Annotated in this window: 23 protein-coding genes; 8 read left to right on the top strand and 15 right to left on the bottom strand. The window is 61.8% G+C overall.

Annotated elements, in window-relative coordinates:
* Window positions 1-131 precede the first annotated feature (131 nt).
* Window positions 132-911, top strand: coding sequence for an ABC transporter permease (locus tag QO002_RS15930; RefSeq protein ID WP_307231378.1), 780 nt, complete (start codon window positions 132-134; stop codon window positions 909-911).
* Window positions 912-913: 2 nt separating this feature from the next.
* A complete protein-coding gene (locus QO002_RS15925) occupies window positions 914-1864 on the top strand; it encodes an ABC transporter substrate-binding protein (RefSeq protein WP_307231376.1) in 951 nt (316 codons plus the stop codon).
* 155 nt (window positions 1865-2019) lie between these two features.
* On the opposite strand, the gene QO002_RS15920 is transcribed toward QO002_RS15925, so the two are convergent.
* The 6 genes from QO002_RS15920 to QO002_RS15895 form a co-directional block, all read right to left on the bottom strand.
* Window positions 2020-3012 (bottom strand): Bug family tripartite tricarboxylate transporter substrate binding protein, encoded by a 993-nt coding sequence (locus QO002_RS15920; RefSeq protein WP_307231374.1) that lies wholly within the window; start codon window positions 3010-3012, stop codon window positions 2020-2022.
* Window positions 3013-3083: 71 nt separating this feature from the next.
* Window positions 3084-4589 (bottom strand): tripartite tricarboxylate transporter permease, encoded by a 1506-nt coding sequence (locus tag QO002_RS15915; RefSeq protein ID WP_307231372.1) that lies wholly within the window; start codon window positions 4587-4589, stop codon window positions 3084-3086.
* Between the two features lie 10 nt (window positions 4590-4599).
* Window positions 4600-5061 (bottom strand): tripartite tricarboxylate transporter TctB family protein, encoded by a 462-nt coding sequence (locus tag QO002_RS15910; protein ID WP_307231369.1) that lies wholly within the window; start codon window positions 5059-5061, stop codon window positions 4600-4602.
* A 187-nt stretch (window positions 5062-5248) separates the two neighbouring features.
* Window positions 5249-6232 carry a tripartite tricarboxylate transporter substrate-binding protein gene (locus tag QO002_RS15905; RefSeq protein WP_307231367.1) on the bottom strand — a complete coding sequence of 328 codons (984 nt, stop codon included), beginning with the start codon at window positions 6230-6232 and terminating at the stop codon, window positions 5249-5251.
* Between the two features lie 210 nt (window positions 6233-6442).
* Window positions 6443-7798: a sigma-54-dependent transcriptional regulator gene (locus tag QO002_RS15900; protein WP_307231365.1), complete on the bottom strand. Its 1356-nt coding sequence runs from the start codon at window positions 7796-7798 to the stop codon at window positions 6443-6445.
* Window positions 7795-9618 (bottom strand): sensor histidine kinase, encoded by a 1824-nt coding sequence (locus tag QO002_RS15895; RefSeq protein ID WP_370878505.1) that lies wholly within the window; start codon window positions 9616-9618, stop codon window positions 7795-7797. The genes QO002_RS15900 and QO002_RS15895 overlap by 4 nt, the downstream gene beginning before the upstream one ends.
* Window positions 9619-9793: 175 nt before the next feature.
* Here QO002_RS15895 and QO002_RS15890 point away from each other — a divergent pair, with 175 nt between their 5' ends.
* Window positions 9794-12070 carry a heavy metal translocating P-type ATPase gene (locus tag QO002_RS15890; RefSeq protein ID WP_307231363.1) on the top strand — a complete coding sequence of 759 codons (2277 nt, stop codon included), beginning with the start codon at window positions 9794-9796 and terminating at the stop codon, window positions 12068-12070.
* Window positions 12071-12290: 220 nt separating this feature from the next.
* Complete coding sequence (locus QO002_RS15885) at window positions 12291-14303, top strand: DEAD/DEAH box helicase (RefSeq protein WP_307231360.1); 2013 nt, start codon at window positions 12291-12293, stop codon at window positions 14301-14303.
* Window positions 14304-14375: 72 nt separating this feature from the next.
* Here QO002_RS15885 and QO002_RS15880 read toward each other — a convergent pair whose 3' ends face one another.
* From QO002_RS15880 to pcaD, 7 genes are all read right to left on the bottom strand, one after another.
* Window positions 14376-15833: a M81 family metallopeptidase gene (locus QO002_RS15880; RefSeq protein ID WP_307231358.1), complete on the bottom strand. Its 1458-nt coding sequence runs from the start codon at window positions 15831-15833 to the stop codon at window positions 14376-14378.
* A gap of 11 nt (window positions 15834-15844) precedes the next feature.
* A complete protein-coding gene (locus QO002_RS15875; protein WP_307231356.1) occupies window positions 15845-16336 on the bottom strand; it encodes a hypothetical protein in 492 nt (163 codons plus the stop codon).
* 88 nt (window positions 16337-16424) lie between these two features.
* Window positions 16425-17471: a 3-carboxy-cis,cis-muconate cycloisomerase gene (locus QO002_RS15870; RefSeq protein ID WP_307231354.1), complete on the bottom strand. Its 1047-nt coding sequence runs from the start codon at window positions 17469-17471 to the stop codon at window positions 16425-16427.
* An 8-nt stretch (window positions 17472-17479) separates the two neighbouring features.
* Window positions 17480-18094 (bottom strand): protocatechuate 3,4-dioxygenase subunit alpha, encoded by a 615-nt coding sequence (gene pcaG / locus QO002_RS15865; RefSeq protein ID WP_307231352.1) that lies wholly within the window; start codon window positions 18092-18094, stop codon window positions 17480-17482.
* A complete protein-coding gene (pcaH, locus tag QO002_RS15860; protein WP_307231350.1) occupies window positions 18094-18843 on the bottom strand; it encodes a protocatechuate 3,4-dioxygenase subunit beta in 750 nt (249 codons plus the stop codon). Before pcaH ends, pcaG begins: the two co-directional genes overlap by 1 nt.
* Window positions 18844-18852: 9 nt before the next feature.
* Window positions 18853-19257 carry a 4-carboxymuconolactone decarboxylase gene (gene pcaC, locus QO002_RS15855; protein ID WP_307231348.1) on the bottom strand — a complete coding sequence of 135 codons (405 nt, stop codon included), beginning with the start codon at window positions 19255-19257 and terminating at the stop codon, window positions 18853-18855.
* Window positions 19257-20054, bottom strand: coding sequence for a 3-oxoadipate enol-lactonase (gene pcaD, locus QO002_RS15850; RefSeq protein WP_307231346.1), 798 nt, complete (start codon window positions 20052-20054; stop codon window positions 19257-19259). The genes pcaC and pcaD overlap by 1 nt, the downstream gene beginning before the upstream one ends.
* 89 nt (window positions 20055-20143) lie before the next feature.
* On the opposite strand from pcaD, the gene pcaQ reads away from it, so the two are divergent.
* Window positions 20144-21085: a pca operon transcription factor PcaQ gene (gene pcaQ, locus QO002_RS15845; RefSeq protein WP_307231344.1), complete on the top strand. Its 942-nt coding sequence runs from the start codon at window positions 20144-20146 to the stop codon at window positions 21083-21085.
* 40 nt (window positions 21086-21125) lie between these two features.
* On the opposite strand, the gene QO002_RS15840 is transcribed toward pcaQ, so the two are convergent.
* The gene (locus tag QO002_RS15840) at window positions 21126-21359 is read right to left on the bottom strand and encodes a DUF982 domain-containing protein (protein ID WP_307231340.1); all 234 of its coding nucleotides are present in this window, start codon (window positions 21357-21359) and stop codon (window positions 21126-21128) included.
* Window positions 21360-21541: 182 nt separating this feature from the next.
* Between QO002_RS15840 and QO002_RS15835 the strand changes: the two genes are divergently transcribed.
* Window positions 21542-21781, top strand: a complete 240-nt coding sequence (locus tag QO002_RS15835; protein ID WP_307231338.1) for a hypothetical protein — start codon at window positions 21542-21544, stop codon at window positions 21779-21781.
* 14 nt (window positions 21782-21795) lie between these two features.
* Here QO002_RS15835 and QO002_RS15830 read toward each other — a convergent pair whose 3' ends face one another.
* Entirely contained in the window at window positions 21796-22491 is a 696-nt protein-coding gene (locus tag QO002_RS15830) for a GntR family transcriptional regulator (RefSeq protein ID WP_307231336.1), read from the bottom strand.
* A 266-nt stretch (window positions 22492-22757) separates the two neighbouring features.
* On the opposite strand from QO002_RS15830, the gene QO002_RS15825 reads away from it, so the two are divergent.
* A complete protein-coding gene (locus QO002_RS15825) occupies window positions 22758-23843 on the top strand; it encodes an ABC transporter ATP-binding protein (protein ID WP_307233443.1) in 1086 nt (361 codons plus the stop codon).
* 34 nt (window positions 23844-23877) lie between these two features.
* Window positions 23878-25170, top strand: coding sequence for an ABC transporter substrate-binding protein (locus tag QO002_RS15820; protein ID WP_307231334.1), 1293 nt, complete (start codon window positions 23878-23880; stop codon window positions 25168-25170).
* The last annotated feature ends 60 nt before the right edge of the window (window positions 25171-25230 follow it).

The following is a 25230-nucleotide window of genomic DNA, read 5'->3' as shown; positions in this document are numbered from 1 at the left end:
ATTCTCTTCTCCGCTTCACCTGGATCTCCTCTGGAGATCGATCGATGACAGCTATTTCCTTGTCTCGCGACCGGCACACGCCACCCATCGCCCAAAGCCGGATTTTACTGCGCCGTCCGGGCTGACCGGCGATGCGCCTTTCCCATGCTTTTGGCGGAGTCGCCGCGCTGGTTGCCGTCTGGCAACTGGGCGTGATGGCTTTGGCGCCGCCCCATTACATTCTCCCTTCACCGGTGGAGACCACTCAAGCGTTCCTGCACCAGCCGGGCTTCCTGATGCGACACGGCTTCGTCACCCTGTCGGAAATCCTCGTGGGGCTTGCGCTCGGCTCGCTGTTTGGAGTGGCCACGGCCTTTGCGATCGCCGCCTTTCCGCGTGCGGGCCGATTGGTTTGGCCGATGGTCGTGGTGCTGCAGGCGCTGCCGGTCTTCGTGCTGGCACCACTCCTGGTGCTCTGGTTTGGGTTCGGCATGGCGTCGAAGGTGGCGATGACGACGATCATCATCTTCTTTCCCGTAGCCTCCGCCTTCGGAGACGGCCTGCGCCGTACCAACAGCGACATTCTCGACGCCGTTTCGCTGACGCAGGCCAGCCACTGGCAGGCGCTTGTCCGCGTGCGCGCGCCGCTGGCTTTGCCCAGCCTGATTTCCGGCCTGCGGGTCGCTGCCCCCCTGGCACCGCTCGGTGCTGTCGTCGGCGAGTGGGTGGGCGCCTCCGCCGGCCTCGGCTTCGTCATGGTGCAGGCCAATGCCCGCATGCAGACCGACACCGTCTTTGCCGCCATGGCAATCCTCGCCGTTTTCGCTGTTGTCCTCAGGCTGATGGTTGATCGCCTGACCGCCAGCCTCGTGCCTTGGGCACGCGAGGCCGAACCCGCTTGCTTCCCGAAATCATCCCGGAGATCCATCTAAACATGAAACGCATTCTTTTCTGCACCCTTGCTGGCCTGTCCGTCCTCGCCAGTCTACCCATGCCGGCGTCAGCCGCGGACCGGTTGACCGTGCTGCTCGAATGGTTCGTGAACCCCGATCACGCGCCGATGGTGATCGCCGAGCAACGCGGCCTTTTTGCCCGCGAAGGGCTTGAGGTCGAGCTCATTCCACCGGCAGACCCATCCGCCGTGCCGCGGCTCGTCTCGGCGGGACAGGCGGATATCGGCATCCACTACCAGCCCAACCTCTACCTCGATCATGCCGCCGGCCTGCCGCTCGTGCGCTTCGGAACCTTAGTCGAAACGCCACTGAATACGGTGACCGTATTGGCCGATGGGCCGATCAAGAGCCTGAAGGACCTGAAGGGCAAGAAGATCGGCTTTTCCGTTTCCGGTTTCGAGGATGCGATGCTTGCCCGCATGCTTGCTTCGGAGGGGCTGACGAAGGACGATGTGGAACTGATCAACGTCAACTTTTCGCTCTCGCCTTCGCTGATTGCAGGCAATGTCGATGCGACGCTCGGTGGCTTCCGCAATTTCGAACTGACGCAGATGAGGATCGAGGGCCATCAGGGAAGGGCGTTCTTTCCGGAAGAGCATGGTGTGCCGGCCTATGACGAGCTGGTCTTTGTCACACGGAAGGACCTGGCGGATGATGCCCGGTTGCCGCGCTTTCTTCATGCGGTGGAGGATGCGGCGATCTTCATGACCAACCATCCCGACGAGGCCTGGGCGCTGTTCGTCAAGGCCTATCCCGATCTCGACAACGCGCTGAACCGGCAGGCTTTCTTCGATACGTTGCCACGTTTTGCCAAGCGTCCTGCAGCGCTGGATGTTGGGCGGTACGCGCGTTTTGGCGGGTTTTTGCAGGAGATGGGGCTGATCGAGAAGGCGCCGGCTGTGGAGGAGATTGCGGTGCAGGTGGGAAAATAGTCTGCGAAATTTATGGACGCGGCACTCTCCCTCTTTTCCCCAGCGGGGAGAAGGTGGCCCGCAGGGCCGGATGAGGGTGATTGGCTCCGAGTGTGCCGCACCACCCCCCTCATCTGCCCTTCGGGCATCTTCTCCCCGCGGGGGAGAAGAAGAACTCAATCCAGCTGAATTTTCGCGTCCTTGACGACCGGCGTCCATTTGGCGATCTCGGCCTTGACGTGAGCAGCCAGTTCCTCGGGGCTTGAGGCAACGATCGTTGCGCTGAATTCCTTCATGCGTTCGGCGACGGCCGGATCGGCAAGCGTTTTCTTTGCAGATTCATTCAACCGCGCGATCACCTCCGGCGGCGTGCCAGCGGGGGCAAAGAGTGCGTTCCATGTATAGGTTTCGTAGCCCGGAATGCCGGATTCGGCGATGGTCGGGATATCCGGGAACGAGGCGGCACGTTCCTTTGTCGTGACGGCAAGAGCCCTTAGCGTGCCGGATTTGATATGGCCGGAGGATGAGGGCAGGTTGTCGAACATGATCGGTACCTGGTTGCCGATGACGTCGTTCAGTGCCGGGCCGGATCCCTTGTAGGGGATATGCTCCATATCGACGCCGGCCATCGACTTGAACAGCTCGCCCGAGAGGTGAAGCGGCGTGCCGTTGCCGGACGAGGCGTAGCTGTATTTGCCGGGATTTGCCTTCAGCAGCGCAAGCAACTCCTCGACGTTCTTCACTGGCAGTTCCGGGTTGACGACCAGAACGTTGGGCACGACGACAAGGAGCGAGATCGGTGCGAAATCCTTCTCGGCATCATAGGGCGTCGATTTCAGGATCAGCGGGTTCAGCGCATGGGTGGCGACCGTGCCCATCAGGATGGTGTAACCGTCCGGCTCGGCGCGCGCGACATTATCGGCACCGAGATTGCCACCGGCGCCGGCGACGTTCTGGACGATGACCTGCTGGCCCAAGTCTTCCGACATTTTCTGGGCGATGATGCGGGCAACGACGTCGGTGGAACCGCCAGCCGCGAAGGGTACGACCATGGTGATCTGCCGGTCGGGGAAATCGGCCGCGACGGCTGCTCCCGCAAAGGCAAATGCCGCCGTGAAGGCGGCCCCGGCGGCAAGCACCGCGCGGCGTGTGATGTTCGATAGTGTCATTCTCATCTCCTCCTTGATTGAATCTAGATCGGGCGACGTATCCTCTGCCGCCCGATCCCATAGTTCCGGGTTCAATCCTCTTCCTGGAAAACCTCCTCGCGCTTGGCCTTGATCGAGGGCAGGAAGACGACGACGAGCACGGCAAACGCCAGAACCAGCAGGACGGCGCTGATTGGCCGGGTCACGAAGGTAGTCGGATCACCACGCGAGAGGATCATGGCGCGGCGCAGATTTTCCTCAAGCAAGGGTCCAAGTACGAAGCCCAGAAGCAAGGGCGCCGGCTCGCAGCGCAGCTTCGTCAGCAGATAGCCGCCAAGGCCGAAGAAGGCGACGGCATAGAGGTCGTAGACGTTGGAGTTGACGCTGTAGACCCCGATTGCGCAGAACGCCATGATGATCGGGAACAGCACGTAGTAGGGGATGGTGAGCAGCTTCACCCAGAGCCCGATCAGCGGCAGGTTCAACACCACCAGCATCAGGTTGCCGATCCACATCGAGGCGATGATGCCCCAGAAGAGGGCCGGCTGTTCGGCGGCGACATTCGGGCCGGGCACGATGCCCTGGATGATCATCGCGCCGACCATCAGCGCCATCACGGGATTGGCAGGAATGCCAAGCGTCAGAAGCGGGATGAACGAAGTCTGGGCACCGGCATTGTTAGCCGATTCCGGACCCGCGACACCGGCGATGGCGCCGTGGCCGAATTCCTGCGGGGTTTTCGAGATGCGCTTTTCAACCGTGTAGGATGCAAAGGCCGCGAGGATCGCGCCGCCACCGGGCAGGATGCCGAGTGCCGAGCCGATGGCCGTGCCGCGCAGAACGGGGGCGACCATGGCGCGAAAATCCTCACGCGTCGGCCAGAGACCGCTGACCTTGGCCATCAGCACCGTTCGGGTCTTTTCGCCTTCAAGGTTGCGCAGGATTTCCGCGACGCCGAAGACGCCGACCGCGACGGCGACGAAGTTCAATCCGTCGGCATATTCGCGAATTCCGAGCGTGAAGCGCGGCGTGCCGGTGTAGATATCGGTGCCGACAAGGCCAAGCAGCAGGCCGAGCGCCACCATCGCTAAGGCTTTGATGATCGAACCGTGGGCCAGAGCCACCGAAGAGACCAGGCCAACGATCATCAACGAGAAATATTCGGCAGCGCCGAACTTCAGCGCAATGCCGGTGAGCGGGATGGCGAAGATCGCGACGAGGAAGGTCGAGACTGTGCCGGCGAAGAAGGAGCCGAGCGCCGCGATCGAAAGCGCGGCACCGGCACGGCCCTTGCGGGCCATCTGGTAGCCGTCGATGGCGGTCACGGCCGAGGAGGATTCGCCGGGCATGTTGATGAGGATGGCGGTGGTCGAGCCTCCATACTGCGCGCCGTAATAAATGCCGGCGAGCATGATCAGCGAGGAAACCGGTTCCAGCTGGAAGGTGATCGGCAGCAGCATGGCGATGGTGGCGGTGGCGCCGATGCCGGGCAGCACGCCGATCAGGGTGCCGAGCAGCACGCCGATCAGGCAGAAGAGAAGGTTTTCCGGCGAGGCGGCCGTGGAAAAACCGAGAGCGAGATTGCTGAAAAGATCCATGACGCGCCTCCTAGAACCGGATCCAGGGGCCATAGCGCTCGAATGGCAGGCCGAGTGCGTAGCTGAAGACCGCGACCGAGAAAATGGTGATGCCGATTGCCAGCAGGATGGCCATTAGCGGTTTCATGCGCTGTGATGCGAAGGCGGCAATCAGCGCCGTGAAGAACAGTGCTACGAAGAAGCCGAGGCCACGAACCGTCAGCCCGAAGAAGATTGGCGCCGGCAGGATGAAGAGCATACCGCGCACGGCGATAGGTCCGATGGGCTCGCCCTCGACGCGGGTTGCCTGGACCAGGATGATCACACCCAGCAGGACCAGGACGATGGCGAGAACCAGCGGGAAATAACCCGGCCCCATGCGGAGCGCTGTGCCCAGTTCAAGGGTCAGGCTTTGATAGGTGAAGAAGCCGCCCAATGCGACGAAGACAGCGCCGCAGAGCGCGTTGGTGCTGTCGAATGTCAATGATTTCATGGTTTCCCCCGAGAGTTCGGTTTTCTATCGGCGACTGTTTGGCTGGCTTGCGGTGGGCGCCCTGAAAATTGCATTGGGTCACCGGCACGACGCCCGCTTTTCGCTCCCGATCTCCCCCTCGAGGGGGAGATGTCACGCAGTGACAGAGGGGGGTATTGCCGCACGTCGCAGCAAATGACCCGGCACCTCAGTCAGCGTACTGACCCGCTGCCTCGATCACCGGCTTCCACCGTGTGATTTCACTTTCGAGCTTGGCCTTGAGTGCTGCCGGGGTGGCATCGGCTTCCGATGAGGGAATGGTTCCGAGTTCGGCAAAGCGATCGATGACGTTCTTGTCCTTGAGCGCAACCTGCAGCGACTTCGAGAGGCGCTCCGTTACTTCTGCAGGCGTGCCCTTCGGGGCATAGACGCCGTGCCAGATGCCGACGGTGAAATCGGCAAGGCCACCTTCAACTGCGGTCGGAACGTCCGGCAAAACGGGAAGCCGCTCGGGTGAGGTTACGGCATAGGCCTTGATGGTACCGCCCTGGATCTGCTTGGTGGTGTTGGTCGTCTGGTCGCACATGATATCCACCTGTCCGCCGAGCAAATCGGTCATCGCCGGGCCGGTTCCCTTGTAGGGAACGGTGACGAGCGGTGTCTGGATGGCGCTCATGAACATCATGCCGCACAGATGCGAGGCGGCGCCGATGCCGGCATTGGCCACGGTCACGGTGTCCTTGTTGGCCTTCACGTATTCGACCAGACCCTTGAGATCGGTGGGTTCGAAATCCTTGCGGGCGACGATGGTCATCGGAACGTCAGTGACGAGGCCGACATATTCGAAGGCGTTCAGCGTGTCGTAGGCCAGCTTGCGGTAGAGCGTCGCTGATGTCGCCATGCCGATGTGATGCAGAAGAATGGTGTAGCCATCGGGATCGGACTGGGCGACGCGGCCGGCACCAAGCGTTCCGCCGGCGCCGCCGACGTTTTCAACGACGATCTGCTGGCCTAGATCCTTGGACATCGATTCCGCCACGAGGCGCGCAACCGTATCGGTCGGGCCACCGGCAGCGAACGGCACGACCATGGTGATGGTGCGTTCCGGATAGGTCTGGGCGAAAGTGGCTGTTGAAAGAAGCGAAACGGCAGCAGCAGCCGTCATTCCAAGCATGGTTTTCAGGATTTTCATCGAAGTCCCTCCCGGATGAAATATAGGCCAGTCCGACGCAGCTCCTCCCGCGACGGTCCCGGAGGCATCAAGAGTGGCGCTCACGGGGCATCGGGCAAGCGGTTGACTACGGGGAGAGAGAGAATTTCTGTATGCGTGCGGCGCAACATGGGTGACATCGGGAACAAACGGCCCTGATGATGGGTGGAAATCCACCCATCGATAGCGATATCAGCCGGCGTCGTCGTCGTCGGGAGACTGGTTTTTGCGGTCAAGCCCGTATTTCTGCATCTTTTCATAGAGAGTCTTGCGGGAGATTCCGAGCTGTTCGTAGACGGGCCTGAGGCTGCCGCCATGGGCGGAGATCGCGCCGGCGATGATGCCACGCTCATAGGCGGCCACCTTGTCCGCGAGTTTCTGGGATTCGGGAGATGCCTGCTGTTCCTCCGGTCTGGTGTCGAGGCCGAGCACGAGCCGGTCTGCGGCATTGCGCAATTCGCGTACATTGCCCGGCCAGCTCCGGCCTGCGATTTCGGTAATCAGCTCCGGCGGCACATCCATATCGGCGCGGCCATAACGGGCGGCGGCTTCGCGCACCAGCTGCAGGAAAAGCAGGGGAATATCGGTGGCGCGCTGGGCGAGGGCGGGGACCGTCAGCGTCGCGACATTCAGCCGGTAGAGCAGGTCGGCACGGAAACGGCCGGCATTGACCTCGGCTTCGAGATCGACCTTGCTGGTGGCGATGAAGCGCACATCGAGCGGCACGGGCTCGTTTGAGCCAAGGCGGGTGATGACCCGTTCCTGCAGCACGCGCAGGAATTTCGCCTGCAGGTCGAAGGGCATGGAGCCGATCTCGTCGAGCAGGATCGTGCCGCCGCGGGCATGTTCGAACTTGCCGTAGCGAGCGCGCAGTGCGCCGGGAAAGGCGCCGGCCTCGTGGCCGAAAAGCTCGCTCTCGATCAGGTTTTCCGGCAGCGCCGCACAGTTGATGGCAATCAGCGGCCGGTTTGCGCGGGTGCTGATGTCGTGAAGCGCGCGGGCGACGACTTCCTTGCCGACGCCGGTTTCGCCGATGATCAGCGTATCGGCATCGGTGGCGCCGATGGCCCTCAGACGATAGCGCAGATCGACCATGATCTGCGTGCGTCCGGGAAGCCTTGCCTCGATGTCGTCGCGCTTGCCCGCGATGGCGCGCAGGCGGCGGTTTTCCAGCACGAGGCTGCGCCGGTCGAGCGCGCGGCGCACGATGGCGGCCAGATGCTCGACCGTGAAGGGTTTTTCGAGGAAATCATAGGCGCCGGCGCGCATCGCCTTGACGGCAAGCTGCACATCGCCATGGCCGGTGACGAGGATGACAGGGATTTCCGCATCCATCTCGCGAATGCGGCCGAGCAGGGTCATGCCGTCCATGCCGGGCATGCGGATATCGCTGAGGACGACGCCATCGAAGCCGTAGCCGACCAGTTCCAGCACCCGGTCGGCGCTGGCAAAGGTATCGACGTCGAGGTCGAAGAGTTCGAGCGCCTGGGCGCTCGATCGACGCATTTCCTCTTCGTCATCGACCAGAAGTACGCGGGCGTTGCTCATTCTGCCGCATCCTCCAGCCCACTGGTCGCTTCAAGCTCCAGCCGGAAGACGGCGCCGCCGTCCGGGGCATTGGTGACGGAAAGACTGCCGCAGAAATCCTTGACGATATTGTAGGAGATGGAGAGCCCGAGCCCCAGCCCTTTGCCGACGTCCTTGGTGGTGTAGAACGGATCGAAGATCCGCTCCGCGATCGCCGTTGGCACCCCCGCGCCATGATCGCGAACAGTGATGACCACCTTGCCGGTATCTTCCGCGATCGCCAGAAGGATGCGCCGGTCATCCAATCCCTCGATCGCATCGGCGGCGTTGGTGAGGATATTGACCAGCACCTGTTGCAGGCGCACGGAGCCGGCCCGGACGGTCCAGCCCGAAGGAGAGGGGGCGACCTCGACGGTTGCGCCGGCAAGCTTCAGCCGTGCGGAGACGATCTCCAGCGTATCCTCGATGACGGCATCCAGCGCGACCGGCCCCAGCTTCTCGTTGGGCTTGCGGGCGAAGTTGCGCAAGTGTTTGGAAATCGACGCCATCCGATCGATCAACGCTGAAATGCGCCGCACGTTGTCGCGCGCCTCCGCGACACGGTCACGGTCGATCAGCATCGCGGCGCTGTCGGCATAGGTCTTGGCAGCGGCGAGCGGCTGGTTGAATTCATGCGAGAGAGCCGCCGACATCTGGCCGAGGCCGGCGAGCTTGCCGGCCTGGATGAGGTCGCCCTGGGTCTTGCGCAGCTCCAGTTCAGTGAGGCGGCGTTCTGCGATTTCCAGCTCGATGCGCTGGTTGACGCGGGCGAGATCGGCGGTGCGCTCCTCGACGCGGTGTTCCAGTTCGTTGCGCGCCTCGACCTGCATGCGCAATCGCTCTTCGGCGCGCGCCCGCCGTTGCATGAGAATGGCAAGTGCAAGCCCGGCAAGGCAGAAGAACAGCACCACGGCGACCAGCACCGTGCGCGCCTGGCTGCGGACGGAGGCCGTGTCCATCAGCACGTTCACAGTCCAGTCGGCATCGGGTACATATTGCGACAGCGCCATATATTCGCGCGTGCCGCCGGGCGAGGAGATGGTGAAGAGCTTGTGGCCGTCCTCAATACTCTCGCGATAGGGCAGCGGCTTCAGCACGGCCTCAGCGTAGCGCCGCGACCCTTGCGTGCGCGAAAGCCGCTCGGGGCTCAAGGGCAGTATGCCGGAATAGAGCCATTCCGGGCTGCCGGTCATGAAGATGATGCCCTCGGGATCACTGACAAAGATCTTGTATTCGCCGCCCTGCCACGACGATTCGATCGAATCGATATCGACCTTGAAGACGATTACGCCGCGCACCGCATTGTCGATGATGATCGGCGAGCTAAAATAGTAACCGCGTTTCAGGGAGGTGGTGCCGAGCGCGTAGAACCGTGATTGCAGACCCTTGGCCGCCTCCTGGAAATACGGTCGATAGCTGAAATTCTGGCCAACGAAACTGGCGGGGCCATCATAATTGCTGGCGGCGATGGTTTCGCCATCCAGTGTCATCACATAGATATCCGAGGATTCGAGGAGGGTATTGATCTCCTTGAGGTAGATGTTGGCGGCAGCACGAAGCTCGGCGTCACCGGGTCTTTCGATCAAGCTCTTGATGTCGTCATGGTCGGCGATGAGCGCGGGCAAGGGCTCGTAGCGGCTGAGATGGCCGCTCAGTGCGGAGACAGCGAGCCTCAGCGCCGAGCTCGCCTGCAACGAGGCCTCGTCCATATAGTTGCGCGTGGCCAGCACGCTGCCCTGATAGATCAGCACGATGACGGCGAGGGGAAGAAGGCTGAACGCCAAGCCTTTACGAATTGTCACGGAATGCCGGCTCCTCCTCCGCTTCCTGGCGGCTAGGCCGCAGGGAGAAGTCTAAAGAGCAATGGCGAAGTTTCCAAGAGCCGCAAATAAACGATCGGCAAAAGCGGAAAAGGGGGCTTGCAGCTCTAGTTACTAGAGGTCCTAGATTGGGGCAAAGAGTTGAGAAGGATGAGCTATGACAGTCGAAACACGTTTCCGCGTCGAGGGCATGGATTGCGCCTCCTGCGCCACCAAGATCGATACGGCCGTGAGACGTGTCGCGGGCGTAGAAGAGGTCTCGGTTTCGGTGGCGATGGGCACGATGACCGTGCGCCACGCGGAGGCTGACGGATTTGCGGATATGGTTGCCAGGAAGGTGAGCGGCCTAGGCTACAAGACCGCGCTTGCCCCAAGGGCAGCGAAGCCGGCACCGGTTGCGGATGCTGGGCATGGGGGCGGCTGCCACGCTGGTCATGATCACAGCCACGATGATCACCCCAGGCACGATCACGGCCATGGCGAGGGTGAGCACACCGTTTCCCATCGCCATGACGCGGAGGACGCCGCTGTGGCCGGCCTGCATGGCCACGATCGCGGGCCGACATCCGGTCCCTGGTGGAAATCAGCCAAGGGTCGCCTGACCATCGCCAGCACGGCGGCTCTCGTCGTCGCCTATGCTCTCGGAAAGCTGATTCCGGGCGCGGAGATGTGGCTTTTCACGCTCGCCATGCTCGTCGGTCTCGTGCCCATCGCCCGGCGCGCCGTCATGGCGGCTTTTGCGGGTACGCCGTTCTCCATCGAGATGCTGATGACCATCGCCGCAGTCGGTGCGGTCATTATCTATGCAACCGAGGAAGCGGCGGTGGTTGTCGTCTTGTTTCTCGTTGGTGAGCTGCTGGAAGGTGTCGCGGCCGGCCGGGCGCGGGCGAGCATTCAGTCGCTCGCGGCACTAGTGCCGAAGACCGCGCTTCTGGAAAAGGATGGCCGCACGCAGGAGGTGCCAGCCGATAGCCTTGCGATTGGCAACATAATCCTTGTCCGGCCGGGGGATCGCATTCCGGCCGACGGTACCATTCTTTCCGGCGAAAGCACTATCGACGAATCCCCGGTCACCGGTGAGAGCATACCGGTGCGCAAGGTGGTCGGCGCGGAGGTTTTTGCCGGCACAGTCAATGGCGAGGCCGCCCTTCGTCTTGAGGTCACCGCGGAGGCTGCCGACAACACGATCGCCCGCGTCGTGCGTCTCGTCGAGGAAGCGCAGGAGAGCAAGGCGCCAACCGAGCGTTTCATCGATCGTTTCTCCCGTTATTACACACCGGGTGTTGTCGTGGTCGCGGCGCTCGTGGCGATCCTGCCGCCGCTGGTTGCAGGCGGCAGCTGGAGCGAATGGGTCTATAAAGGTCTCGCCGTCCTGCTGATCGGCTGCCCCTGCGCGCTGGTCATTTCCACGCCGGCCGCGATTGCCGCCAGCCTCGCCTCCGGCGCCCGCCGTGGCCTGTTGTTGAAGGGCGGAGTCGTGCTGGAAGGCCTGGGCAAGGTGACAGCTGTCGCTTTCGACAAGACTGGAACGCTGACCGAAGGCAAGCCGAAGGTGACGGATATCGTGGCATTTTCCATGTCCGAGGGCGAGGTTTTGAAACTCTCGGCAGCGCTGGAAATGGGATCGAGCCATCCGCTCGCCAAGGCCATTCTTGCAAAGGTGAGCGATGCCGGGATCGATATTCCGCAGGTTACGGATGCGCGAGCGCTGGGCGGCAAGGGGGTGGCCGGCAAGGTCAATGGTCGCGAGGTTCTGCTGGCATCGCCGAAAGCGGCCGGGGATCAAGTTGTGCTGACGCCGGAGCAGAGCGAACGCGTCGCGGTGCTGAACGGCGAGGGCAAGACCGTGTCCGTGTTGATCGTCGATGGTGTGATTGCCGGGGCACTGGCCATGCGCGACGAGCCGCGCGCCGATGCCAAGGTCGGTCTCGAAAAGCTGGCGTCTCGCGGTATCCGCACGGTTATGTTGACCGGCGACAATGCACGCACAGCGCAAGCCATCGGCAAACAGCTGGGTATCGAGGTCCGCGCCGACCTTCTGCCGCAGGACAAGCAGCGTATCGTCGGTGAATTGCAGAAAGCGGGACTGACGGTTGCAAAAGTCGGCGACGGTATCAATGACGCGCCGGCATTGGCAGCCGCCGATATCGGCATCGCCATGGGCGGCGGCACCGATGTCGCGCTCGAAACGGCTGACGCTGCGGTGCTGCACGGCCGGGTATCCGATGTTGCCGGGATGATCGATCTGTCCAACCGCACCATGCGCAACATCCGGCAGAACATCATCATCGCGCTCGGGCTGAAGGCGGTCTTTCTCGTCACAACCATCCTTGGCGTGACCGGCCTCTGGCCAGCTATCCTCGCCGATACCGGGGCGACCGTTCTGGTCACGATGAATGCGTTGCGGCTGCTGTCGGTGGGGAAGTCGGCGTGAGGCTTGCTCCCTTTTCTCCCCAACGGGAAAAGGTGGCCTGTAAGGCTAGATGAGGGGCGGCTGGCTCTGAATTCGTGAACCACGACCCTTACTCTGTACATTTCGCCGCAGAAGCAGTATGAGCGCGCAATGATCGGCCATGACGTATGGCTGCGGATATTTTGTGCCCTGCTTTCCCAACACGGGCACGCACGCACTCCGAATTGCGAAAGATAAATACATGACAGAATTTGCAGGCGTCGCTCCGGCGATCGCAGAGGCGTTGAGCAAGCGCGGCTATACCGACCTGACCCCCGTGCAGCAGGCCGTGATTGCAACGGAACTCGAAGGCCGCGATGCGCTGGTTTCGGCCCAGACGGGCTCCGGCAAGACTGTTGCCTTCGGCCTCGCGCTCGCCTCGACCCTGCTGGATGGCGCCGATCGCTTCGGCCGCGCCGGTGCGCCTCTGGCGCTTGTCGTGGCGCCGACGCGCGAACTGGCCCTTCAAGTCAAGCGCGAGCTGGAATGGCTCTACGAGCTGACGGGCGCGGTCGTCGCGTCCTGCGTTGGCGGCATGGACATTCGCTCCGAGCGCCGTGTGCTGGAGCGTGGCGCCCACATCGTCGTCGGCACGCCCGGCCGCATCTGCGATCACATTCGCCGCGCCGCACTTGATATGACGGTTCTCAAGGCCGCCGTGCTCGATGAAGCCGACGAGATGCTCGACCTCGGTTTCCGCGAAGATCTGGAATTCATCCTGGAAAGCGCGCCAGAGAGCCGTCGTACGCTGATGTTTTCGGCGACCGTGCCGCGCAGCATCGCCAATCTTGCCAAGAGCTATCAGCGCGATGCCGTGCGCATCACGACGCAGTCCGAGCAGAAGCAGCATGTCGATATTGAATACCGCGCCTTGACCGTTGCTCCGGCAGACCGGGAAAATGCTATTATCAACGTACTGCGCTACTACGAAGCGCGTAATGCCATCGTGTTCTGCTCAACCCGCGCCGCCGTCAACCATCTGACAGCACGCTTCAACAACCGCGGCTTCTCGGTCGTTGCGCTGTCTGGCGAGCTCAGCCAGAACGAACGCACCCATGCGCTGCAGGCCATGCGCGACGGCCGTGCCCGCGTTTGTATCGCGACCGACGTTGCCGCTCGTGGTATCGACCTGCCGGGCCTCGAGCTGGTCATTCATGCGGACCTGCCGACCAATTCCGACACGCTGCTTCACCGCAGCGGCCGCACCGGCCGCGCCGGCAACAAGGGCATCAGCGCCCTGATCGTCCCCTTCAGTGCTCGCCGCAAGGGTGAACGCCTGCTGCGTGAAGCCAATATCGAGGCCGTCTGGGCAAAGCCGCCGGGCGCCGATGAGGTCAGTGCACGCGATGATGAGCGGCTGCTTTCCGATCCGTCCTTTGCCGAGGCGCCGCGTGAGGAAGAACAGATCCTCGTCAAGGCGCTGCTCGAAAAGTTCGGTGCCGAACAGGTGGCTGCGGCGCTCGTGCGCATGACCCGCGCCAACCGCTCCGCCCCGGAAGATCTTCTGGACACGCCGTCCTTCCAGCCGACGGGTGACCGTCAGCCGCGCGGTGACCGGCCTGAGAGCGCGCCGCGTGCGCCGCGCAGCGAATTCGGCGATTCCGTCTGGCTGTCGCTGTCTGCCGGCCGCAAGCAGAATGTCGAACCCCGCTGGCTGATCCCGATGCTCTGCCGCATCGGCAAGATCACCAAGCAGGAGATCGGCGCAATCAAGATGCAGCAGGACGAGACCTTCGTCGAAATCGCCAGCGACTGGTCGGAACGCTTCCTTGAGGCCGTCGGCCCGAAGAAGATGCTCGAAAAGGGCATCACTATCCGCGAACTCGATGGCGCTCCAAATTTCTCCGCAGCACCGCGTGGCGATTATGGCGATCGCAAGCCGAAGCCTGATTGGAAGAGTGAGGGCAAGCCGAAGCGCAGCTACGGCGATCGTCCGGAGCGCGCCGCAAGCGACAGCCGCCCGTTTGAAAAGCGCGACGACAAGCCCTGGACCGGCAAGCCGGGCAAGCCGAAGTTCGAAAAGCCGAAGTTCGACGGACCGAAATCCGGCAAGCCCGCTTTCGACAAGCCGAAGTTTGACAAGCCAAAGTTCGATAAGCCCAAGTTCGACAAGCCGAAGTTTGAGAAGCCAGCATCTGAAAAGCCGGCCTTCGAAAAAGTCGATGGCGACGGCGTGAAGCCGAAGAAGAAGTTCAAGAAAAAGGCCAACGGCTAAGCCTTGGTCATCGGGGCTGATGTCGTCAGCCCCGATAAATCCCACCCGATAAATCCGGCTGCATCAGGCGCTTTAGGCGTGCGAATTTTCCACCCTTGGCCAGATGTTCTCCGGCGCGTGGCGGTAGGCCGTGCGGGCTGGGTCGTTCGGATAAGGCGTGCCGGCCGAACAATAGATGATTTCCGTAGCGATCTTCGAGAAAGACGCGTGGAAGTGGTTGGTCGATTTGATCAGCAGGATCCGGCACTTGGTCGGGTCGATGCCAAGGGCGGCAAACAGGCTGGGGTCGAAACTCTGGGCCCGCGTCGAGTTCAGGATGATGTCGATCCCATCGAGACGGATATGGGCGGCATCACCGAAGGGCACGCGGCTTTCGCCAAAATCCATCTCGGAGTTTTTGACGAGCGTGACCACGGTTACATGTCCATCGATCGGAGCACCCGTGCCCGGCGCAGACTTGGCGCCGAAGCGGAGCGGGATGTGAGCGCCTTCGCCGGCCGCCATGCAGATTTGCACCGCCACCGGATCCCAGATCGTGCCGACGGCGACGCCTGTGGCACCCCGCTTCATCAGCTCCGCGAGAATGACGGTCGCATCGCCTGCGGTACCGCCGCCCGGATTGTCCCAGACATCGGCAATGACTACCGGACCCGTTTCCGCTGCCATGGCCTGAACGACGGCTTGCTTCTCGTCCAACTGGGATGGAAAGAAGGTGCCGCGGTGCGAGAACAATTCCATGCCCAGCGTCTCGGCAATCTGAGCGCCCTTCTCAGGTCGGTCGTTGGTCACGCAGATGATCTTAGTGCCCATTTCCGGCACGTCACCGGCCATGAAGCCGTGGATGACCGAGAGCGAGAGGATATCGGGATCATCAGCTTCCATCGCCATCATCCGATCGACGAAGCCGCGCATTGGCTGGCGAGAGGTCGGAAACACGTCGATCATCCGGCAATCGAACACAGACATGACCGGCCGCACCTTGCTCGCAAGGGTGTCGAGCACGATCCGCCAGAGATCTTCGGCGCGGGCCACGAAATCCGTATGGGGGAATTCCTTGAAGGCGAGGAGGAAGGTCGAGGCGCCGACACGTTTCTTCGTCAGGTGGCTGTGCGGATCAAGCGAAGCGCAGACGAGCGTATCCGGGCCAACGATCGTGCGGATGCGCTGCAGTAGGTCTCCTTCCGGGTCCTCGTATCCATCCGCGACCATCGCGCCGTGCAGACCGAGCACGACGCCGTCGACTGGCATTGCGGCCTGAAGCTGGCCGAGGATTTCGTCGCGCAGACGCTCATAGGTCTGCCGATTGATGAGACCGGCAGGATCGGCCCAGGCGGCGGTGCCCTCGATCAGGGTGAAGCCTTGCTCCCTCGCCAACCGGCGGCCGACTGTGATCGGTGCGGTGCAAAGCGTCGGTGTCTCCGGATGCGTGCCTGGCGGCGCGTAGAGCGAGGCCTCGAAGGCTTTGATGTCGATGGCGATCGGCGAAAAAGTGTTGGTCTCGGTCGCAAGCGCCGCAGTAAACAGCCGCATGATCGTCTCCGTCAGGCCGTGCCCATCGGGTTTGGCAGATAGCCGGTGAAGCCCGCGATCTTCCAGCGGCCGTCGTGGCGCCTGCAGGTGTAGAGCGTCTGCCACTGCATGATGTCGCGGGTGCCATCCGCCTTCAGGATGCTGCCGTCGAACTTCTTGCGCACCAGTGCTGTGTCGCCGAGAATTTCGATCTCTGTGAGATTGGTGGTGGTGAAGATCGCGGTGCGCGGGTCTTCGGCAAAACTCTCCTTGGCAAAATCCTGCGCCTGGCGGAGCCATTCGTCGCGGTAAGAGGCCAGATCGGGGAAGGCGAGCGTCCAGCGGTCGGGATTGTCGGCGCGATTGCCGTTGATGCCGACGAAACCGGTTTCGATGAAATCGTCGGCAACTTGGCTCCAGTCGGCGGCAAGAAAAGCGCCGATGTCGCGGGTCACCAGCATGTCCCAGATTTCGCGGCGGTCGGTATCGATGGTGGGGAAGGGATTGGAGAAGGGGTCGCGCATGTCAACGATTCGTCTCTTGTTGGTTGAGCCTATCTTTCGGCTCTGCTCCGACGTTTCGTCAACCCTTGTGACGGCAAGAGTGTCGATTTCAGCTTCCGCCCAGACTGACAATATTTTCAGCGAGTTGCTGCGCGAGCTTGAGGGATGTTCCGGCCGCCATCGCCATCGGCGGAAGGAGCATCCATTCCAGTGTCCAAGCGGCGCCAGAGCGTTCTTGCTCGTGTACAATCGACTGATGAATGCCGGCGATCTGGGTGGCGTTGAAGCGTGCGAGCGCCATTAGCGTTTCGGCCGCAACGGGGTTCTGCTTGTGCGCCATTGCCGAGGAGCCGCCGCCGCCCCGGAGTTTGATTTCTGTTCCGCCCTGGGCGAGGAGAGCGATATCCTGCCCGAACTTTCCGAGGCTGCCGGTGATCAGCGAGAAGAGGTTTGCGATATCGACAATGGGAAGGCGCTGGCTCTGCCATTGCGGCTGGTCGGTCAGACCGAGATCGGCCGCCAGCGCGGCACGCACCATGGCCGCCTTGTCGTACAGCTTGTCGAGCGTGCCGGCAGCGCCGCCGAATTGCAGCGGAAAGCGCTGCTGCATCAGCCGTTCGCCATACTCAACGAGCGGAGATTTCCAGGCGGTGAGCCTGTTGGAAACCGTGATCGGGATTGCCGCCTGCATGCGGGTATGGCCCATCAGCGGGCTTTTGCCGAACTGCGCATCAAGCCCGTCGAGGCTTCGGGTGATCGCGTAAAGACGTGCACCCAGAATAAAGCAGATTTTCTTCAGCCGCAGCATCAGGCTCGTGTCGATCACATCCTGGCTGGTGGCGCCGAGATGCAGGCTTTTGGCCGCATCACCGCCGATAGCGTCGCGCAATTGCCGTACGAGGTCCGGGATGACGACGCCATCGGTGCCCGTCGCCTTGCGAAGGCTGGCAACGTCCGGGCGGAAGGTGGCGCAGACGTCCAGGATTCGTGCTGCTGCCTCCGGCGGGACGAGACCGCAGCCGGCCTCGGCCCTGGCAAGCGCCGCCTCGAAGGCGAGCATGGCGGCAATATCGCCCTCGGCGGTAAACTGGGCGCCGATCTCCTCATCACCGAGTAGGCCGGAAAGATAAGGATGGTCGAAAACGGAAACGGTCATGCCAGCACTCAGATATCGAGGAACACGGTCTCCTTCTCCCCCTGGAGATGGATATCGAAGTTATAGACCGAGCCTTCGCGGGTTGCCACCATGGTCAGGACGCGGTGGCGATGTTCGATCCGCATCAACAGCGGGTCCGCGGCGTTGGCCTCGACGTGCTCGGGGAAATACATGCGGGTGTGCAGGCCGATATTGATGCCGCGCGCCACGATCCAGAAGGTGATGTGCGGCGCCATCTTGCGACCGTCCTTGAAGGGAACGCGGCCGGGCTTGATCGTGTCGAACGTGTAGACACCGGTCTCCCCATTCGAGGGGCAACGCCCCCAACCGGCGAAGTTCGGATCGGCGGTGCCGCGCATTTCCGCGGGGCTGTTGTAGAGCCCGGCAGCATCGGCCTGCCAGATCTCCACCAGCGCGTCCTTCAGCGGACTGCCGGCGCCGTCGATAATGCGGCCGGTGACGGTGATACGGTCGCCGAGCGTGCGTTCGTTGACCATGCTGGTGCCGAGATCGGTCTCATAGACACCGCCGATGCCGGCGAAATTCGGCGTGCAGCCGATGTGCACGTAGGGGCCTGCCGTTTGCGACGGGGTTTCCTTGAGATATCCGAGCGACTGGACCATCAGTTGCCCTCCATGCGGTTTTCAAACAACGTCGAGCGGCGCCCGCGCAGCACGATATCGAACTTGTAGGCACGGGCATCCATGGGGATCGTATTCGCCCAGTCGAGCGGCGCGATCAGTTGCTCGATGGCTGCGCGGTCCGGGATGGTGGCGACAATCGGACATTTCCAGATCATCGGGTCGCCCTCGAAATACATCTGGGTGATCAGCCGCTGGGCAAAGCCATGGCCGAAAACCGAGAAATGGATATGGGCCGGACGCCAGTCGTTGACGCCGTTCGGCCAGGGGTAGGGGCCGGGCTTGATAGTGCGGAAGCTGTAGAAGCCATCCTCGTCGGTGATCGTGCGGCCACAGCCGCCGAAATTGGAATCGAGCGGCGCAAGGTAGGTCTCTTTTTTGTGGCGATAGCGACCGCCGGCATTGGCCTGCCAGAATTCCAGCAGCGCACCGGGAACGGGGCGGGCACGCTCGTCCAGCACACGGCCATGCACGATGATGCGCTCGCCGATCGCGCTTTCGCCGGATTTGGCGAAGTTGTGGATCAGGTCGTTGTCCAGTTCGCCCAGCATCGAATGGCCGAAGACCGGGCCGGTGATCTCGGAAATCGTGCCATCGAGGGAGAGCAGCGCCTTTTGCGGAGAGCGCAGTACGGAAGTCTTGTAACCGGGGGTGAGCCCCGGCGCGTGCCACGCCCGGTCTCGCTGGAAAAAGGCGCCGGTCTCGGGTTTTTTGTTGGAAAACTCAGTCATGGTCCTGCCTCATGCGGCCTGTTCTGCGTCGATCTCTTCGAAAACGTGCTTGGCAATCTTGATCGCACGGTTTGCGGCGGGCACGCCGGCATAGATTGCCACATGCAGCAGCGCTTCGCGAATGTCATCCCGGGTTGCGCCGGTGTTGAGGGTGGCGCGGACGTGCATGGCCACTTCCTCGTCATGGCCGAGTGCCGCGAGGAGCGCGATCGTCACCATGGAGCGTTCGCGCTTGGTCCAATTGGAGCGCGACCAGACATTGCCCCAGGCCGTTTCGGTAATCAGTTCCTGGAACGGCTGGTCGAAATCGGTGGTTTTCGCCAATGCCTTGTCGACATGGCGGTCACCTAGCACGGCGCGGCGGGTCTTGAGCCCCTGGGCATAACGCTCGGAAGGAGGAGGCGTATCGGTCATCAGGCTGGCTCCAATGTATCGATGAAGGCGCGCAGAATGGCTGTCAGCGCCTCCGGTTGCTCGACGCAGGGGATATGGCCGGCGTCCTTGATCACTTCATAGCGCGCGCCGGGAATGAGGCGCGCGGTCGACAAGACGAGATCGGGCGGCGTCGAGCCGTCCTGATCGCCGACGATGCAGATCGTCGGTACGGAAATTCTTTTTGCCGCTTCGGTAAAGTCGGCATCGCGTACGGAGGCGCAGGTGCCGGTGTAGCCGGCGACCGGCTGGCGGGTCAGCATATTGCGATAGCCCGGAAAGGCGACGTTTTCCGGGCGCCGGAAGGCTGGCGTGAACCAGCGTTCCAGAACGCTATCGGCAAGGCTGGCGATACCATTGGCTTCGACCGCGGCGATGCGGGCGTTCCACATTTCGGGCGTGCCGATCTTGTGGGCGGTGTCGCAGAGGATCAGCGCACGAACGAGGTCCGGCCGGGTAGCATAGAGCCCCTGCGCAATCTGCCCGCCAACCGAAAGGCCGCAGATGACGGCGCTCTTCACGGACAGGAAATCGAGCAGTCCCGCCAGATCCGACACGTGGAGATCGATGGAATAGGGGGCGTCGCCGACATCGGAAAGCCCATGGCCGCGCTTGTCGTAAAGCAGGATGGCGAAGTCGCCGGCCAGACGCACAATCACGTCGCGCCAGATGCGGAAATCCGTGCCGAGCGAATTGGAAAACACCAGCACCGGCTTGTCGCCGGTGGCGCCGATCACCTGGTAGTGCATGGCGATATCGTTGATACAGGCGAACTGCATGAATTTCCTCCGAAGCCAAATTGGAACTTTAATTTGGTTAGGTAAAATGACATTTTACCGGATATCGTTAACTCCGGGGTTATGTGTCAATGGTCGATAGTCGTGTGAAGTTTCGCCATCTTCAGACATTTGTCGAGGTCGCACGCCAGCGCAGCGTGATGAAGGCGGCGGAACTGCTGCATGTCAGCCAGCCGGCCGTGACCAAGACCATCCGCGAGCTGGAAGAAGTTCTGGGCGTTGCCGTCTTCGAGCGCGAGGGGCGCGGCATCAAGATCACCCGCTACGGAGAGGCGTTCCTTCGCCATGCGGGCGCGGCTCTGACGGCCATCCGTCAGGGGATTGATTCCGTATCGCAGGAGCGTTCGGGGGATGGGCCGCCAGTCAGGGTCGGGGCGTTGCCGACTGTTTCGACGCGCATCATGCCGCGGGCGATGGTCCAGTTTCTCTCGGAGGAAACCGGCAGCCGCATCAAGATCGTCACGGGGGAAAATGCCGTGCTGCTGGAGCAGCTCAGGATTGGCGATCTCGATCTCGTCGTCGGCCGGCTTGCCGCGCCCGAACAGATGACGGGCTTCTCCTTCGAGCATCTCTATTCGGAGCAGGTAGTGTTCGTTGTGCGCAAGGGGCATCCGCTGTTGAAAAGCGGGGGGTCGACCTTCGGCGATCTCGGAAACTATACGGTGCTGATGCCGACGCGCGGCTCGATCATCCGGCCATTCGTCGAGCGGTTCCTGATCGCCAATGGCATCGCCGGGCTGGCTAACCAGATTGAGACCGTCTCCGACTCGTTCGGCCGCGCCTTTGTCCGGCGCAGCGACGCGATCTGGATCATCTCAGCTGGGGTGGTTGCGACCGATATCGAAGACGGGATTCTGGAAGCCTTGCCTATTGATACCGTTGAGACGCGGGGGCCGGTGGGATTGACGGTGCGCACGGATTCCGTGCCCTCAATGCCGCAGCAAATCCTGATGCAGACCATTCGTGAGGCAGCGCGCGAAGTGTCGTCCGAGACAAAGAGGCCGAATGGCTGAAAGGCTGCACCGCTGGGGAGGAGGGCGATGCAGCGAGGGCTCAGGCCAGAATGCCGGCCTGGCGGGCGGCGGTCACGAAAGAGGCGCAGGCAGCCTTGGCGCTGCGGATGCCATCGAGTGCGTCGAGGCAGTGTTGCAGTGCGCGCCGATAGGCGTTGTCGCGCTTGCCCGGCCAACGGCGGAGGAATTCCACGGCGTCCCAGGCACTTGCAATGATGTTCTGCTGGCTTTGTTTGATGACCCTGACAGGGGTGGGGAAGGGTTTGTAACTCAACTCGTCCTCGCATGCGTATTGAAATTGCGGCGAGGAAACGCTGCAGATGAGGGAAGGTTCCCCCACTGACTTTACATTCTTTTCCGGTTAATTTCGAATGTTCTGAATAACGTTATGCCTGCACACGTTATCTTTGGCGGAGGCGGATTGGCGCACTCGCGGGCAAGATCAACGGAGGCAGCATGTCGAAGAACCGCAAGCTCTGGCTCGGCTGGATATTCATTGTCGTCAACGGGCTCTATCTGTTCCTTGGCCTCGCTACCAACGACATTGGCGGCATCATCGGCCTTGGCTACAATCCTGACGTGCCGCTCTCGTTCGATGCGGCCCCTGCACGATTTCTGCTGGGGATTGTTCTCTACGGCGCGATCATGGTGGTCGGTGTAAAGATGGTACTCGAAGCCAAGCGAATGGAAGGCTGATTGCCCGATCACGCTCAGAGGCGAAAGGCTTCCTTGAGTTCTGAGTCTTTTTCCGCGCGCAGATCGAGGTCGGCCTCGATGTGATCGATATGGTGCAGCATAAGCTTGCAGGCACGATCGAGGTCTTTTTTCTCGATGGCTTCGAGAATGTCCTCGTGTTCATGGTGGCCGCAGCTTGAAATCGCCGATTGGCCATAGAGCGCGATGACCAGCGACGAGCGCGCCACAAGTTCATCCATGAAGCGCTGGAGCACGGCATTGTTCGTCAAGGAAGCCAGCATCAGGTGAAAATCACCGGATGCCTTGATTTCGGCCCGACGAGCTGACTGGCCGCGTTCACCCATCAGGCGGCGTTCTTCCATCAGCAGCTGTTTCAGATGCTGGATGTCGGACGGCGTGATGTGCCGCGCTGCTTCCATGAGCACACCCGGCTCGAGCATCCGGCGGGTGGCGAAAATCTGCCGTGCCTCTTCGGGCGAGGGGTTTGCCACGAAGGCGCCGCGGTTCTTTTCGACATTCACCAGCCCCTCATAGGACAGGGCCTGCAGCGCGCCGCGCACGAGGGTCCGGCTGACGTTGAAAAGAGCGCCGACATCGGCTTCCGAAAGTTTGGTGCCGGGTGCGAGCCGACGATCGACAATCGCATCGCGAATGGCTTCGCGGATGTATTGGCTGTCGACATCGATGGGATCAGTTGCGGCGATCGTCATGGTGGAACTCTTAACACGCTGCCCGCAAGTGTATAGCGCTTCAACGCCGAAGTTAACTCAAAATCGTCGGAAATCGCCTGATCAAATTGTATACGATCTTTTGCTTTGATTGGGCACAAAAGGCTATTTTATGGGCAATTCGATGTGGCGTTGAAAATTGAGGCAAAATTGAAATTTTAGAAATTTATGTTTATTCAATGGCTTAACAACAGAAAATCCATCTGGCACGGCGAATGCATCGTCTATCCTGTCACAGGGGAGACATGATGTCCAAAGCCGCTGAAATCGATATCGTATCCGTTTCCAAGGTCTATGGCAGCACAACTGCCGTTCATTCCATCAGCCTGAAAATACCCTCCGGCAGCTACTGCTGCTTCCTTGGCCCCTCCGGCTGCGGCAAGACCTCGACGCTGCGGATGATTGCCGGCCACGAAAGCATTTCGTCCGGCGATATCCGCCTCGGCAACACCGTTGTTACTGACTTTCCGCCAGCCAAGCGCGGCACGGCGATGATGTTCCAGTCCTACGCCCTGTTTCCCCATCTCGACCTCATCGACAATGTCGCCTTCAGCCTGAAGATGAAGGGCGTCGAGAAGGAAGAGCGCCGGGCGAAAGCGCTCGACATGTTGAAGCTGATGCAGATGGAGCCCTATGCCAACCGTCGTCCAGCCCAGCTTTCCGGCGGCCAGCAGCAGCGCGTGGCGCTTGCACGCGCACTTATCACCGATCCGGAAGCGCTGCTGCTTGACGAGCCGCTTTCCGCGCTCGATCCGTTCCTCAAGATCCGCATGCGTGCCGAGTTGAAGAAGCTGCAGAAGACCCTCGGCATCACCTTCGTCCACGTTACCCATAGCCAGGAAGAGGCGATGGCGCTCGCCGATATCATCGTCATCATGAACGACGGCAAGATCGAGCAGGCGGCATCGCCGCGCGAGGTCTTCGAGCGCCCGGCAACGGCTTTCGTTGCCCGCTTCATGGGCGACCATAACGTCCTGACTGGGCGGACCGTCGAAAGTGCCGATGGCACGGTGACGCTCGAAGTGGCGGAGGGGCAGACCTTCAAGGTCGCCGGTTCCTCCGAGCCCGGCGTTCCCATCGATATCGGCATTCGCACCGATCGCGTGCGCCTGGCCGATGCTTCCGACAAGACACTCGGCTTCAACGGCGTCGTTTCCAACATCGAATACCGGGGCTCCTCCGTGAAGATCACCGTCATCGGCGCCGGCAGCGACGACTTCACCGTCATCGCCACGGATGCCGATTATTTCGCAAAACCCGTCTCGGTTGGAGACGCGGTGTCTCTGAGTTGGGGCCTGGAGGACGCTGTCCTGCTGGGCCGCATGGCTGCCTGATCAATCTCTAATATCAACAAGAGGGAACAAGAGAATGACCACTGAAAAGAAGACCACTACGACGGGCATTTCCCGCCGTTCGCTCCTGAAGACAGGCGCGGCAGCCGCCGGCGCCATCGTCGGCTCGGGCGCCATCACCGGTTTCCCGACCATCTGGGCGCAGAACCCGATCACGCTGCGCCAGTTTGGCACCGGCGTTTCCAACATCAACGCCATCGCCGAGAAGTGCAAGGCCGACCTCGGCATCACGCTTGAGATGACCGCGACCGATAGCGATGCCGCCGCCCAGCGCGCCGTCACCCAGCCGGACAGCTACGACATCGCCGACATCGAATACTGGATCCTGAAGAAGGTCTTCCCGGCCGGCGTCATCCAGCCGATGGATATCAAGAAGCTGAAGTACTACGACAAGATCGTACCGCTGTTCAAAACCGGCAAGCTGACGCCGGACAGCGTCATCGCCCAGGGCACCGCACCGCATACCGTCGGCTACGTCGAAGCAATCGGCGACAAGACCTTTGCCAAGGGCGAAACCCAGTTCTTCACCATGGTTCCGACGATCTACAATGCTGACACGCTTGGCATCCGTCCGGACCTCGTCGGCCGCGAGATCACCTCCTGGGCCGATATCATGGATCCGGCCTTCAAGGGCAAGACCTCGATCCTCAACATCCCGTCGATCGGCATCATGGATGCCGCGATGATCATGGAAGCCATGGGCAACATCAAGTATGCCGACAAGGGCAACATGACCAAGGAAGAAATCGATGCAACCATCGACTTCCTCATCAAGGCCAAGCAGGACGGCCAGTTCCGCGCCTTCTGGAAGTCCTTCGACGAGTCCGTCAACCTGATGGCATCGGGCGAAGTCGTCATCCAGTCCATGTGGTCGCCGGCTGTTGCCGCCGTCCGCTCCAAGGGCATCGCCTGCAAATACCAGCCGCTCAAGGAAGGCTACCGCTCGTGGGGCGGCGGTCTCGGTCTGGCCGCGCACCTCGAAGGCGCACAGCTCGACGCAGCCTATGAGTACATCAACTGGTACACATCCGGCTGGGTCGGCGGCTACCTCAACCGCCAGGGCTACTACTCCGCAGCCATGGACACCGCCAAGGAATTCATGTCGGCCGACGAGTGGGGCTACTGGATCGAAGGCAAGGCCGCGACCGGCGACATCATGTCCCCGGAAGGCAAGGTCATGGAGAAGGCCGGCGCAGTCCGCGACGGCGGCTCCTTCCAGGAACGCATGGGCAAGGTCGCGTGCTGGAACTCGGTGATGGACGAGGACCGCTACATGGTCAAGCGCTGGAACGAGTTCATCGCTGCGTAAGGAAATCAGCCCCTCACCCTAACCCTCTCCCCGCACGTGGGGGGAGGGGATGACAGAGGT

Source organism: Pararhizobium capsulatum DSM 1112 (assembly GCF_030814475.1).
Lineage (GTDB): Bacteria > Pseudomonadota > Alphaproteobacteria > Rhizobiales > Rhizobiaceae > Pararhizobium > Pararhizobium capsulatum.
The sequence above is the reverse complement of the archived record's forward strand: the minus strand, read 5'-3'. Positions and strand labels throughout refer to the sequence as shown.

Excerpts from the sequence above, each read along its gene's own strand:
- QO002_RS15930 (WP_307231378.1), top strand. The coding sequence starts at position 132 with ATGCGCCTTTCCCATGCTTTTGGCGGAGTCGCCGCGCTGGTTGCCGTC.
- QO002_RS15925 (WP_307231376.1), top strand. The coding sequence starts at position 914 with ATGAAACGCATTCTTTTCTGCACCCTTGCTGGCCTGTCCGTCCTCGCC.
- QO002_RS15920 (WP_307231374.1), bottom strand. The coding sequence starts at position 3,012 with ATGACACTATCGAACATCACACGCCGCGCGGTGCTTGCCGCCGGGGCC.
- QO002_RS15915 (WP_307231372.1), bottom strand. The coding sequence starts at position 4,589 with ATGGATCTTTTCAGCAATCTCGCTCTCGGTTTTTCCACGGCCGCCTCG.
- QO002_RS15910 (WP_307231369.1), bottom strand. The coding sequence starts at position 5,061 with ATGAAATCATTGACATTCGACAGCACCAACGCGCTCTGCGGCGCTGTC.
- QO002_RS15905 (WP_307231367.1), bottom strand. The coding sequence starts at position 6,232 with ATGAAAATCCTGAAAACCATGCTTGGAATGACGGCTGCTGCTGCCGTT.
- QO002_RS15900 (WP_307231365.1), bottom strand. The coding sequence starts at position 7,798 with ATGAGCAACGCCCGCGTACTTCTGGTCGATGACGAAGAGGAAATGCGT.
- QO002_RS15890 (WP_307231363.1), top strand. The coding sequence starts at position 9,794 with ATGACAGTCGAAACACGTTTCCGCGTCGAGGGCATGGATTGCGCCTCC.
- QO002_RS15885 (WP_307231360.1), top strand. The coding sequence starts at position 12,291 with ATGACAGAATTTGCAGGCGTCGCTCCGGCGATCGCAGAGGCGTTGAGC.
- QO002_RS15880 (WP_307231358.1), bottom strand. The coding sequence starts at position 15,833 with ATGCGGCTGTTTACTGCGGCGCTTGCGACCGAGACCAACACTTTTTCG.
- QO002_RS15875 (WP_307231356.1), bottom strand. The coding sequence starts at position 16,336 with ATGCGCGACCCCTTCTCCAATCCCTTCCCCACCATCGATACCGACCGC.
- QO002_RS15870 (WP_307231354.1), bottom strand. The coding sequence starts at position 17,471 with ATGACCGTTTCCGTTTTCGACCATCCTTATCTTTCCGGCCTACTCGGT.
- pcaG (WP_307231352.1), bottom strand. The coding sequence starts at position 18,094 with ATGGTCCAGTCGCTCGGATATCTCAAGGAAACCCCGTCGCAAACGGCA.
- pcaH (WP_307231350.1), bottom strand. The coding sequence starts at position 18,843 with ATGACTGAGTTTTCCAACAAAAAACCCGAGACCGGCGCCTTTTTCCAG.
- pcaC (WP_307231348.1), bottom strand. The coding sequence starts at position 19,257 with ATGACCGATACGCCTCCTCCTTCCGAGCGTTATGCCCAGGGGCTCAAG.
- pcaD (WP_307231346.1), bottom strand. The coding sequence starts at position 20,054 with ATGCAGTTCGCCTGTATCAACGATATCGCCATGCACTACCAGGTGATC.
- pcaQ (WP_307231344.1), top strand. The coding sequence starts at position 20,144 with ATGGTCGATAGTCGTGTGAAGTTTCGCCATCTTCAGACATTTGTCGAG.
- QO002_RS15835 (WP_307231338.1), top strand. The coding sequence starts at position 21,542 with ATGTCGAAGAACCGCAAGCTCTGGCTCGGCTGGATATTCATTGTCGTC.
- QO002_RS15830 (WP_307231336.1), bottom strand. The coding sequence starts at position 22,491 with ATGACGATCGCCGCAACTGATCCCATCGATGTCGACAGCCAATACATC.
- QO002_RS15825 (WP_307233443.1), top strand. The coding sequence starts at position 22,758 with ATGTCCAAAGCCGCTGAAATCGATATCGTATCCGTTTCCAAGGTCTAT.
- QO002_RS15820 (WP_307231334.1), top strand. The coding sequence starts at position 23,878 with ATGACCACTGAAAAGAAGACCACTACGACGGGCATTTCCCGCCGTTCG.